The 13,021-nt window shown below is 36.7% G+C and carries 11 protein-coding genes; all 11 read left to right on the forward strand.

Annotated features, from left to right (window positions below; all coding sequences use genetic code 11):
* Nucleotides 1-217: 217 nt before the first annotated feature.
* Nucleotides 218-1,084, forward strand: a complete 867-nt coding sequence (locus tag ACWNCI_RS02625; protein WP_449387078.1) for a VOC family protein — start codon at nt 218-220, stop codon at nt 1,082-1,084.
* A gap of 102 nt (nt 1,085-1,186) precedes the next feature.
* Nucleotides 1,187-2,020 carry an SDR family oxidoreductase gene (locus ACWNCI_RS02630; protein WP_449387079.1) on the forward strand — a complete coding sequence of 278 codons (834 nt, stop codon included), beginning with the start codon at nt 1,187-1,189 and terminating at the stop codon, nt 2,018-2,020.
* A 36-nt stretch (nt 2,021-2,056) separates the two neighbouring features.
* Nucleotides 2,057-2,485 carry an SRPBCC family protein gene (locus ACWNCI_RS02635; RefSeq protein WP_346985645.1) on the forward strand — a complete coding sequence of 143 codons (429 nt, stop codon included), beginning with the start codon at nt 2,057-2,059 and terminating at the stop codon, nt 2,483-2,485.
* A gap of 13 nt (nt 2,486-2,498) precedes the next feature.
* The gene (locus ACWNCI_RS02640; RefSeq protein ID WP_449387080.1) at nt 2,499-2,945 is read left to right on the forward strand and encodes an SRPBCC family protein; all 447 of its coding nucleotides are present in this window, start codon (nt 2,499-2,501) and stop codon (nt 2,943-2,945) included.
* Nucleotides 2,946-3,404: 459 nt separating this feature from the next.
* On the forward strand, nt 3,405-3,863 hold the full coding sequence (locus ACWNCI_RS02645; protein WP_449387081.1) for a DoxX family protein: 459 nt from the start codon (nt 3,405-3,407) through the stop codon (nt 3,861-3,863).
* 117 nt (nt 3,864-3,980) lie between these two features.
* The gene (locus tag ACWNCI_RS02650; protein ID WP_449387082.1) at nt 3,981-5,984 is read left to right on the forward strand and encodes a S9 family peptidase; all 2,004 of its coding nucleotides are present in this window, start codon (nt 3,981-3,983) and stop codon (nt 5,982-5,984) included.
* A 325-nt stretch (nt 5,985-6,309) separates the two neighbouring features.
* The gene (locus ACWNCI_RS02655) at nt 6,310-6,888 is read left to right on the forward strand and encodes an RNA polymerase sigma factor (protein ID WP_449387083.1); all 579 of its coding nucleotides are present in this window, start codon (nt 6,310-6,312) and stop codon (nt 6,886-6,888) included.
* 14 nt (nt 6,889-6,902) lie between these two features.
* Nucleotides 6,903-7,244 carry a hypothetical protein gene (locus ACWNCI_RS02660; RefSeq protein ID WP_346985641.1) on the forward strand — a complete coding sequence of 114 codons (342 nt, stop codon included), beginning with the start codon at nt 6,903-6,905 and terminating at the stop codon, nt 7,242-7,244.
* A gap of 81 nt (nt 7,245-7,325) precedes the next feature.
* Entirely contained in the window at nt 7,326-7,595 is a 270-nt protein-coding gene (locus ACWNCI_RS02665; RefSeq protein WP_346985640.1) for a hypothetical protein, read from the forward strand.
* Nucleotides 7,596-8,253: 658 nt separating this feature from the next.
* Complete coding sequence (locus ACWNCI_RS02670; RefSeq protein ID WP_449387084.1) at nt 8,254-8,904, forward strand: J domain-containing protein; 651 nt, start codon at nt 8,254-8,256, stop codon at nt 8,902-8,904.
* Between the two features lie 533 nt (nt 8,905-9,437).
* Complete coding sequence (gene gcvP / locus ACWNCI_RS02675; protein WP_449387085.1) at nt 9,438-12,296, forward strand: aminomethyl-transferring glycine dehydrogenase; 2,859 nt, start codon at nt 9,438-9,440, stop codon at nt 12,294-12,296.
* Nucleotides 12,297-13,021: the final 725 nt, after the last annotated feature.

Below are 13,021 nucleotides of genomic sequence, written 5' to 3' on the forward strand. Positions count from 1 at the left end.
TTGCGTCTTTTGCGTTAAAAAGAAAAAGCACAGGTTTTTATACTTTAGAATGCATTTAAATGTTAAGCATCTATCATTTGCTGAATGAAATGCCCTTGCGCCCGGAAATCAACATGATGATTTAAAAAAAATCCTTGCGCCATTTGCGTTAAAAAAGATGTACAAAACTTAAAGCTAATATTCAGAATGAATTATTATCAACATTTAAATTAAAACTATGAACAATGATATTTTTCCGTGCCTGTGGTACGATGAAAATGCCAAAGAATCTGCAGAATTTTACTGTAAAATATTTAACGGAAACATTACTGCAGATACTCCTGTTGTGATGAATATAGAACTTTTCGGACAGAAATTGATGCTCCTCAATGGTGGACCTCAATTCAAAAAAAACGCATCTGTTTCTTTCATGGTCATCTGCGAAACGGAAGATGAAGTTGATAAATACTGGAATGAACTCATGGATGGCGGAATGGCTCTAATGCCGTTGGATTCTTATTCATGGAGCAAAAAATACGGTTGGCTTAAGGACAAATATGATGTAACATGGCAGATATTCCTTGGAGAAAATCAGACAGGGCAGAAAATTGTTCCCACGCTGATGTTTATCCATGAAAACAACGGAAAAGCAATCACCGCCATGGAATTTTACACAAAAGCGTTTCCAAATTCCAGGATTGGGAATATTCTGAGATATGGGGACGGAAGTGAAGGGCATCCTGCCGCAGAGCCTCCACAAAATATTCAGCATGCCCATTTTGTCATTGATGATTACAGTTTATTCTGTATGGATAATTCTTACGACCACCAGTTTGATTTTAATGAAGCCATATCCATGGTTGTCATGACTGATGATCAGGAGCAGACGGATCATTATTGGAACACTTTAGCTTCCAATGGAGGCAGAGAAAGCATGTGCGGCTGGCTGAAAGATCAGTTTGGATTCAGCTGGCAGATTGTTCCTAAAAGATTAATCCAGCTGATGAGTGATCCGGATCCGATGAAAGCTCAGAAAGTCGTTCAGGCCATGATGAAAATGCAGAAAATTATCATAGAAGATCTGGAAAAGGCTTATAATTCTTAAAAGGTGTTAAAAGTTTTTTAAATATAATTCGTCTTTTTACGGGATACCATATTTTTTAAGCTTCGGCTTGCTGTTTGATGATGATTAGAAAAAGATTTGCTTATGAAAACACAGAACAAGTCAGATTCTAAATCAAAAGTTCCTCAGGAAGGACTGTATCCCGAGATTATTCGTGAAAATTACAAAGGCAGTGAAAAGCTTTTAGGTAAAAAGGCTTTGATCTCAGGAGGTGACAGTGGTATCGGTCAGGCAGTGGCTGTTCATTATGCCCGCGAGGGTGCTGAGGTAGCTATTATTTACAAAGAAAGTGATGATGATGCCAGGGAAACTCAAAAGCTGGTAGAAAAAGAAGGTCAGAAATGTATTTTGCTGAAAGGAGATATCTCAAAAAAAGATTTCCGGAAAAAATGCCTTCAGCAGATCAAAAAAGAATGGAAGTCCCTGGATATCTTGGTCAATAATGCTGGAATACAGTTTCCTAAAGATGATATTGAAAATATTTCTGATGAACAGATTCAGGAAACGTTTAATACCAATATTATCTCTATGATTTCATTGACCAGAGATTGTCTGGAACTGATGGACAGCGGTTCCCGCATTATATGTACAACCTCTGTAACAGCTTATCGCGGCAGCGATCATTTGATTGATTATTCTTCAACGAAAGGGGCTATTGCCACATTTATACGCTCTCTGGCCACCAATATCGCTGAAAAGAATATTTTGGTTAATGGGGTAGCTCCGGGTCCGATCTGGACACCTTTAGTAAAAGAAACTTTTGATGATGTTTCAGATTTCGGAAAAGACAATCCGATGAAAAGAGCAGGGCAGCCTTCTGAAGTGGCTCCGGCATATGTTTTTTTGGCATCGCAGGATTCCAGTTTTATTACCGGTGAGATTATCCATATCAATGGAGGAGATTTTGTAGGTGGATAATATTTACACAGATTAACAGCTAGTTTTATATAAATTATGGAAAAATTGAATTTTGATATTGAGATTAATGCAGAAGCAATAAAGGTTTGGAGCGTTCTCTGGGATGATTTTTCTTTCAGACAGTGGACTTCAGCTTTTACGGAAGGATCTTTTTATCAGGGAAATTTAGAAGAAGGAAGCATTATAAAATTTCTTGATCCGAAAAATAACGGAATGTACAGTGAAATTATAAGTCTGATTCCCAATGAGGAAATAACGTTCCTGCACTTGGGGGAGATTTATGAAGGTGTTGAAGCTCCTCGTGACTGGGGTGATGCTACTGAAAAATATGTTCTTACCGAAAACGAAAATATTACACACTTACATGTAGAAATTAATACATCAGAAGAGTTCAAGTCATTCTTTGAAGAAAAATTTCCGAATGCTCTGGCGAATGTAAAACATCTCTCTGAAAATCAACTTTAAATCAATTTAAACAATGGAAACCTTATCGTACGAAATTATCATTAATGCTCCCAGACAAAAAGTTTGGGACGTTTTGTGGAATGAAAACACTTACAGCGAATGGACAAAGTTTTTCAGTCCCGGCTCTGTCATGAAATCCGATTGGAAGGTGGGAGGAAAAACCTATTTTGTAAATGCCGAAGGTGAAGGAATGGTGTCGACAATCGATAATATTGAGGAGCCTAACCAGATTATTTTTAAGCATTTGGGAATGGTCGACAAAAATGGAAACGAAGATACAGAAAGCATGCAGGTAAAACAGTGGAGCGGCTGTTTTGAAAAATATATTTTAATAGACTTCGATGGAAAAACCAAACTGCATGTTGAGGTTCAAACCGAAAAAGAATGGCAGGATCACATCAATAAAGGTTTTATACAAGGATTAGAAGTCATTAAAAATCTTGCTGAAGGTACGGTGTAAGAATTCACCACAGATTTTCCTTTATTCTCGCTGGTGGATTTGGTTGATTTTATTTTTATCTTGATCAGCATAATCTGCGAGAGTTTTTTTTACACTCGCAGACTTAGCGGATTGAGCAGATTTTTTTCTTATATTCTGATTTATGAAAATCTGTGTATTCTGTGGTTTAAAATTTAAACACATTAGAAACATAAGATAGAAGATGAATACTTTGAAAACATTTCAGAACATATGAGTTAAAAAAAATCTTTGATTTTTATCTAATGTGCTCTAAAATATTTTCAGCCTATCTAAAAATTCTTCTGTGACTTATGTGTTATATAATCTGTGTATTTTGTGGTTGAAAATCATGAAGGATCAACAGCAGGTAAAAAACTATGAGACAAATATATTATCTCCGATTACTTGTAAAAAACTTCTTTAATTTGCGTAATTTCGGTTATCTTAATAAAAGTAAACATGAAACTATTAACAATTCTTTTCGCCGGCTTTATAGTAGGCTTATTGGCAACAAAGATTTTTCAGGGTGACTGGAATTTTTTATTTTCCGGAAATCTGGGAATGACCGTTTTTATCATATTTGTAGGCTTTTCACATTTTAAATTTCAGAAAGGAATGGCGATGATGATTCCCGATTTTATTCCCGGAAAGATGTTCTGGGTGTATGCTACCGGAATTATAGAAATTGCTGCCGGAATCGGTTTGATGATCCCTTCGATCCGTGAACTGACGGCTGTTCTGTTAATTATTTTTTATGTTTTGGTTTTCATTGCCAATATCAATTCAGCAAAGAAAAAGATCAATATTTTTAAAGCTGATTTTACAGGTCCGGGAATGGATTATCTTTATAAACAGAGAATCCCGATGCAAATTATTTTAATCGCCTGGACATGGTATTTCGGAATTTATCTGAATTAATATATTGGAAGGCTTAGCTTTCCATTTTTTATTTAAATCATATTTCTTCGCTTACATGTAACAATTCTTACGATTAAAGCGTCTTATTCTATATACACTTAATCCAAACCATGAAATATGAATATTAATGCTAAAATTTTCGGGATAACACAAGTTGTAATATCCGCCGTAATGATGAATGCACAGACCAACACCACCAAATTGCCGGGAGATCCTACCCTGGTTTCTACAAAAGCCACATTCGACCAATTAATTTCTTACGATAAAGGAAACTTCAAATATAAAGTGGAGGATTACTTTGCAAGGCCAAAAGCTTCCCAGTTCAAAATTTCTCCGGACGGTCAATACCTTTCCTATAAAGAAAAAGACAAGGACAGTAAAAATCATGTCTATGTAAAAAACCTTAAAACAGGAGTAATCACCAAAGCGCTGGAAGAAAAGGATGATCTCATCAGAAGTTATGGCTGGCTGGATAAAAAGAGGCTATATTATACCCAGGACCGTGGAGGAAATGAAAATATTCATTTGTACGCAGCAGATACGGATGGTAAAAATTTGAAAGATCTTACCCCTTTTGAAGGAACCAAATTAGGAACCGTAAGACCTATCAAAGACACCCCTTTTGTTGTTGTCACACTGAACAAAAATAACAAGCAGATTTTTGAGCCTTACAAGATAAACTTTAATACGGGGGAAATGACTCAGTTGTACGAAAACAAAGATGTCAACAGCCCGATTGATGATTATATTTTTGATAAAGACGGAAACCTTCGCGGATATGTTGTTCTTGAGAACGGCTTAACTTCAAAACTGTATTATAAAGATCTGCAAACCGGGAAATTCAATCTCCTGAAATCTACGGACTGGAAAGACAGCTTTTATATTATCAGTTTTAATGAAAATTCAAAAAATAAGAATGAAGCATATGTTGTGACAAATCTTGACGGTGATAAATCAAGAATTGTTCTGTATGACCTGAAAAAAGATGTGGTCATTAAGGAAGTATATTCCAATCCGACGTTTGATGTAAGTTCTATCAGCCTGGCGGGGAAGAATAGAAATTATGAACTGGATTACATCAGCTATAACGGAATTAAAAATGAAACGATTCCGGTAAGTAAATTCTATAAAGAAGTTCATGATAAACTGGCTTCAGAATTTGGAGACAAACAATTCTACGTTGTTTCCTCAGATGATAAAGAAGACAAGCTTCTGGTGGTGGTAGACAGCGATAAACTGTATGGTAAATACTATGAATATGACACTAAATCTAAAACAACCAAGCTTCTATTTGACCTGATGCCACAGCTTAAAGAAGAAGATATGGCGGAAATGCGTCCTATCGAATTTAAAAGCAGAGACGGGCTTACCATCCATGGATATGTTACATTGCCAAAAGAAGCGTTGCAGGGTAAGAAAGTTCCTTTAATCGTAAACCCTCATGGCGGACCGCAAGGAATTCGTGACGATTGGGGCTTTAATCCAGAGTCACAGTTGTTTGCAAGCAGAGGATATGCGACATTACAGGTTAACTTCAGAATATCCGGTGGTTATGGAAAGGAATTCCAGAAATCCGGTTATAAGCAAATCGGAAGAAAAGCAATGGATGATGTGGAAGACGGAGTGAAATACGCCATAGAACAGGGTTGGATCGATAAAAATAAAGTAGCCATCTATGGAGGAAGCCATGGTGGGTATGCTACTTTAATGGGACTGATCAAAACACCGGATCTCTATTCCTGCGGGGTAGATTATGTCGGGGTATCCAATATTTTCACCTTTTTTGATTCCTTTCCGGAATACTGGAAGCCCTATAAAGAAATGGTAAAGCAGATCTGGTATGATCTTGACAATCCGGAAGAAGCCAAAATTGCCAAAGAAGTATCGCCTGTTTTCCAGATCGATAAGATTAAAAAACCTTTGTTTGTCGTTCAGGGAGCGAATGATCCGAGAGTAAATATCAACGAGTCTGATCAGATTGTAAAAGCGTTAAGAGCGAAAGGCTTTGAAGTTCCTTATATGGTAAAATATGACGAAGGCCACGGATTCGGAAAAGAGCCTAACAGGATAGAATTCTACAAAACAATGCTGGGCTTCTTTGCTGAAAATTTTAATAAGTAAATCCAACTAATTTTTATAATTATCCAACGGAAAGTCAGTCTGGCTTTCCGTTTTTTGTCTAAAATTTCTTATTCTGATTCATCTTAGCCCGCTTTTCGTTGCAATCCTTTTTCCTCACCCTAAATCCCTCTCCTCGGGAGAGGGATTTAGGGTGAGGAAAAAGGATTGCAACGAAAAGCGGGAAATAGCTTCTAAAAATAAATTACATTAATTTACAAACAGAACCTATATCTGAAAAACACGATTAATAAAAGAAAATCCTGAATTCCCGAAAAATATTTTAAATTTATTAAAGTAAAACAAAAATTTCAATCGTCATAGCAATATGGAGATTGTCGAAAAAATAACAATGCCACAGAAGGAGAAGGAAAATATCATCTCACAAACCGTTTCAAAGTACGGAGGAAAGCTGATGTCATACATTCGCCCGAAAGTGAAAAATACGGAAGATGCGGAGGATATTCTGCAGGAAGTGTGGTATCAGTTCAGCAGTATTACCAATCTTTCTGAAATTGTAAATGTGGGTGGGTGGTTATACAGAGTGACAGCCAATAAGATCACCGACAAATACCGTAAAAAGAAAACGGAGAATCTGGAAGATTTTGTCTATGAAGATGAAGACGGAGATTTTTCCATAAAAGATATTTTGCTGATGGATGAAAGTGCAGGTCCTGAAGTGAAAATGTTTCAGGATGAAATCTGGAAAAAGTTATTTGAAGCACTGGATGAACTCCCTGAAAAACAAAGACTTGTCTATGTTGAGAATGAACTCAATGACAAAACGCTTCAGGAAATTGCCGATGAACACGGTGAAAATATCAAAACAATCATCAGCCGGAAGAATTATGCGGTTAAGCATTTAAGAAACAGGCTGAGAAAATTATACGAAGATTTAAATAGTTAGTAAAAAAGAAAGATATGAATCATAAACATAAAAAAGGCTGGATTTTTTTAATTCTTTGTCCGCCGTTGATTATTTTAGGAATCACATGGATTGTGATGGCACTTTGGAACTGTCTTCTTCCGGAAATTTTGGGAGTAAAATCCATCTCTTACTGGCAGGCCATGGGAATTCTGATACTATGTAAAATCCTTTTCGGAGGATTCCATTTCGGAAAAGGAATGAAAGACTTCAAAGAAAGAAAAATGAGAGAAAAAATGATGCACCTTTCTCCGGAAGAAAGAGAAAAATTTAAAGAGGTTTGGAAAAGCAAATGCGAAAACAGTTTTTTCAACAGAAACAGAAAAACAAACGAATAGCAAACATTTTAGAAGTAGTAAAGTAAAATTAAAAAGTTATTCGTCTATATAAAAAAGCAGTAAAATTTAAAATTTTGAAAAATGAAAAACTCAGTATTAAAAGGCGCTCTAGGAGCACTTGCCGTGGCTGGAATTGCCATGATCGCTAAAAAAGCAATGGAAAGAAAAAGATTTGTAAAAGGTATTTTCGAAGAATACGGAATCAAAGAAAAATCACCTTTCGGACTGGCTGATAAAATCAGAGAAATGAACGATGAACAGTATCAGGAGCTTAAAGGAAAATTCAAAAAAGAATTCGCTTCCAGATGTCACAGAAGAAATACCGAAAAGGAAAATATTGCAGAAGCATAATAGAAAGTAACTAAATTGAGATTGTTAATTCCGGATCGGGAAGCTTCGCTTCCCGATCCGGAATTTTTCTATAATTATTGCGATAAGCGAAGCGAAGAAGCAATCTCAAAAAAATAGTATCAATATCTAATATTAAACTTTCCACTTCTGGCGAATTGTAAGGAGCTGTTTCCAGCTTTCCGCACTCGCTATTTCAGGGATTTGTTTCGGCGGCGGAGCCGCCGAAACAAATCCCTGAAAATGAGCTCAGACAAACGCTCCAATCTGGGCTAGGGTGGCAGTCGTTCCTTTCAATATTAAAATATCATTTAACGCATTCAGCCTTTGCTGAGTGATAGTTTATGCTGAGCTTGTCGAAGTACCTTTGCGAACGAAAAATATTCTCAATCATTACAAAAAAACTTAGCGTCCCTTTGCGTTAAAATACATTGCTTTGTTGAGATGCTTCCAGCATAACAAACTTAAGGCAAACTTTTTGACTCATGATGCAAATAATACGCTCTGTCTTTGCTGAGTGAAATCGAAGATTCGACGGAGTCAAACGCCTTTGCGAATAAAAAATATTCTCAACCATTTCAAAAAATCTTCTGGACTTCGCGTTAAAAAAAATTCCCTCGCTTTGCCCGCAATCACAAATTCCTTATTTTTGTGCAGTTCAATGAAAGATTACTACTATTTTCTCGGAATTTCTCATGATGCTTCGGAAGAGGACATCAAAAAAGCGTACAGAAAACTATCTTTAAAATATCATCCGGACAAAAATCAAAATGATGATTTCTTCGCCGATCGTTTTCGTGAAATTCAGGAGGCATATGAAACACTGAGTGATAAAAGCAGAAGATATTCTTACGATCAGAATTTAGAAAGTCATCAGAAAAGTTTCAGATACAACGTTCCGCCTTCGATAAAAACCTTTACGGCGAATAAAATTCATGCAACGAAAGGAGAAGAAATTATTATTACATGGCAGACACAAAATGCTGATGTTGTAAAAGTTTTACCTTTCGGACTGGAAAAACCTTATGGGGAGAGAATTTTTAAAATAACAGAATTTAAAGACGGAAAATTTCAGATTTTGCTGCATGCTACCAATTCTTTATTGCATAAAACAGCAGTTCAGGGGATTACCATTACAGAAGTTTTTGAAAACAATACGGAAAAATTCAAAGATAAAGCGGAAGAATTGTTCAGATCGCAACCGAGAACAGTCGCCAATCCATATGGACAGCCAAAAGTTATAAGAATCATAGTGGCTGTTGTATTAATTGTTTTAGCAATTTATTTTTTAATAAGTAGCTTTGTTGATTAAGCTAATTTTTTGTTTCCCGGACATTTTTTACACCTTTTTCCTTTTTTGAACTTTTTACAGCAGGATTTCTTGTCACCACAATATATTTCCTGGGTATTCATTGAAAAGGCTGGCGCTAAAGGTGGAACTTTAAAAGGGATAATCATATTCATGTTGCAAATATATTAATTTAGAATAAATACAGATAATAAAATTCATAAATTTTATGAGTTTGAATGTTAAATAATTAGAATTTAAAAACAGAGCTTTCAAAAAGTTGTTTTTATAAAGAATTGCGATATGTGAAATTGATTCATTGCTAGCGTTCTTTAAGTCGATTTTTAAAGAATTTTCAAAAATAAGACATTATAAAAATTTATCTTAAAATATAATTTTACCTGATTTTACGTTTAAAATGATAATAAAAATCCATTAATTATGAATAACATAGAATGTATTAGGTGATTTTAGTGTGATTTCAATTTACTTGTACAATTTTCTAAAAATCCGTAATTTTACGAATCTTTTTTACAAACAAAATCTAATAAATAAAAATGAATACAGAACAGTTTGTGAGCCGCCACATTTCCATGAATGAAGCCGATAAACAGGCAATGCTGGAAAAAATTGGCGTTTCAAGTGTTGAAGAGCTCATCTCTCAAACCATTCCTTCTTCTATCCGCTTAGAAAAAGATCTTGATATCTCAGAACCGCTTTCAGAATATGAAATGCTGAACCATTCCAAAGAGCTGGCAGCAAAGAATACTGATTATACAAGCTACATCGGTTTTGGATATCACAATACCTTACTGCCGTCGGCTATTCAGAGGAATATCTTTGAAAACCCGAGCTGGTACACCGCTTACACGCCTTACCAGGCGGAAATAGCACAGGGAAGACTTGAGGCTCTTCTGAACTTCCAGACTGTTGTGTGCGATCTTACAGGCTTTGGCCTGGCCAATGCTTCTTTATTGGATGAATCTACAGCGGCTGCAGAAGCAATGCATATGTTCTTCAACAACAGAACGAAAGATCAGAAAAAAAGCGGAGCCAAAAAATTCTTCGTTTCCGACCTTGTATTACCTCAGACCGTTTCTGTATTAAAAACAAAAGCTGAAGGTCTTGAGATCGAAATCGTAGAAGGAGATCATGCTACTCATGAATTCGATGGTTCTTACTTCGGAGTGTTATTGCAGTATCCTGGTAAAAACGGAATCGTTTTAGATTATACAGAAAATATTGTTGACTATAAAAAATCAGATCTTCAGGTGGTTGTTGCCTGCGATCCGATGGCTTTAGTTAAATTAAAATCTCCGGCATCCATGGGTGCTGACTGTGCCGTAGGTACAACGCAGAGATTCGGTATTCCGTTGGGGTACGGTGGCCCTCACGCGGCGTTCTTCTCTTGTAAGGAAGACTATAAGAGAGATATTCCGGGAAGAATCATCGGGGTTTCCCAGGATGCTTACGGAAAACGTGCGTTAAGAATGGCTTTGCAGACCAGAGAGCAGCACATTAAAAGAGAAAGAGCGACTTCCAACATCTGTACGGCTCAGGTTCTTCTGGCGGTGATGGCAGGAATGTATGCCGTTTACCATGGTCCAAAAGGATTAAATTATATTGCTGATCAGATTCACTTTAAGGCAAATGCTTTAAAAGGCGGGCTTAAAGCATTAGGATATGACATCGTTGAAGAACCGATCTTTGATACGGTAAAAATCAATCTTAATGAAGATGAAAAGGGAAGACTGATGAGAATGATGCTTGATCATAAACTGAATCTGAACTATTTCACAGAAGGGGTGGTAAGTATTGCGATCAACGAAAGTACGACTTTAGATAAACTGAATATTCTGATGGCTTCTTTTGCTCAGTTTAAAGACAAGCAGACTTTCAAATTAGAAATTAAAGAAGGATACAGCATTCCGGAAGAGAATTTAAGAAAAGACGAAATTCTTACGGAAGAAGTATTCAACAAATACCATACGGAAACAGAATTGATGCGTTACATCAAGCGTCTGGAAAGAAAAGATTTATCATTGACGCACTCAATGATTTCTTTGGGTTCTTGTACGATGAAGCTGAACGCTGCAACTCAGATGCTTCCTCTTTCATGGGAAAACTGGGGAGCTATTCACCCGTTTGTACCGGTAAATCAGGCAGAAGGTTACCAGGAAATGATCCGTGAACTTGAAAAAGATTTAGCGGAAATCACCGGTTTTGCGGGAACTTCTCTTCAGCCGAACTCGGGAGCACAGGGAGAATACGCAGGATTAATGGTGATCAGAGAATATCACATTTCAAGAGGTGAAGGCCACAGAAATGTAGTGTTGATTCCTCAGTCTGCGCACGGAACAAACCCGGCTTCTGCAGCTATGGCGGGAATGAAGATCGTTGTGGTGAAAAACCTTGAAAGCGGAGAAATCGATTTTGAAGATTTAAAATCTAAAACAGAACAGCATTCTGAAAACCTTTCTTGTGTGATGATCACATATCCGTCAACTTACGGATTCTTCGATGCCAACATTAAAGAAATTACCGCATTGATCCACGAGCATGGCGGACAGGTTTATATGGATGGTGCTAATATGAACGCTCAGGTAGGCTATACAAGTCCGGGAAATATTGGGGCGGACGTTTGCCACTTAAATCTTCACAAAACGTTTGCGATTCCTCACGGAGGAGGAGGTCCAGGAGTTGGCCCGATTTGTGTGGCTAAGCATTTAGTTCCATTCTTACCTTCCAATGCCAATATCAAAATTGGTTCTAAAGATTCTATCGAAGGTATTTCTGCAGCACCTTACGGTTCAGGATTAATCCTTAATATTTCTTACGCTTACATTAAAATGTTAGGAACTTCAGGATTGAAAAAATCGACTGAACATGCTATTTTAAATGCTAATTATTTAAAAGAGATTTTAGCGGAACATTTCCCTATTTTATATTCAAATAAAAACGGAAAAGTAGCGCACGAATGTATCGTAGATTTCAGACAGTTCAAATCGTTAGGAATTGAAGTTGCTGACGTAGCAAAAAGATTAATGGACTATGGTTTCCATGCTCCGACTGTTTCTTTCCCTGTGGCAGGAACATTGATGATCGAGCCTACAGAATCTGAAAGCAAAGCAGAAATCGACCGTTTCGCAGAAGCACTCATCGCGATTAAACATGAAATTGATGAGATCGCCAACGGTGAAGCGGATGCAACAAATAATGTGTTGAAAAATGCCCCTCATACTGAACAGGTAGTTATCTCAGATTCATGGGATAAACCATACAGCAGAGAGAAAGCAGCATATCCATTGGAGTGGGTGAGAGATCATAAATTCTTTGCTTCTGTTTCAAGAATTGATGAAGCTTACGGAGACAGAAACTTAGTTTGTACTTGTGAGCCGATTGAAGCTTATATGTAATTAAAGTTTTTAAATAGATAATGAAGAGGCTGTCCAAAAAGTTTGGATAGCCTCTTTTTTTACGCCTGAAAATTGAACAAGTAATTTTTTATGCTCCGAAGGAGTAATATCTGTGTAGTAGAAAAAAACAATACAATATCGCAAGCACGCCGGAGGTGTGCTATGATAAGATAGAACTCCTACGGAGTTCTGGTACAAGATGCTGATATGGATCTACACAGATATTGCTCCGAAGGAGCAAATCCTATGCTGTGCTATAAAATCATTATTTAAATCAGATAAAGTAGTGGCAATTACAAAAAAGGTCTATCCAGACTTTTAGGACCGCTTCTTTCTTTGCGTTAAAAACTTCATGCAAAGAAATCTGCATAATCTGCAAAATCTGCGCGAGACTATTTTAACGCAATGGGTAATTTGCTATTCCGTTGACTTTAGCAAAGGCAATAAATTGCTACGCAAAGTGAAACACAAGCTTTATCAAATCAGCTTGCTGATTCATTCTTAGCCTTCTTTAATCATACGCCGTAAAAAAATCTTTGTGTTAAAAGCTTGCAGACTGAGGAGCACTCTAAAACCCTCCGACCCTAAAACCCTAAAACTTTCCAACCCTTCCACAAAAAAAGACTGCCCTTCCGGACAGCCTTTCTACTAAAATCTCTACGTTTTTGTAAATACAGCATTCTTTTGCTATATGATCGTTTCGTTCTTAAGTGAATACCACTTAG

This window comes from Chryseobacterium lineare, assembly GCF_977014045.1.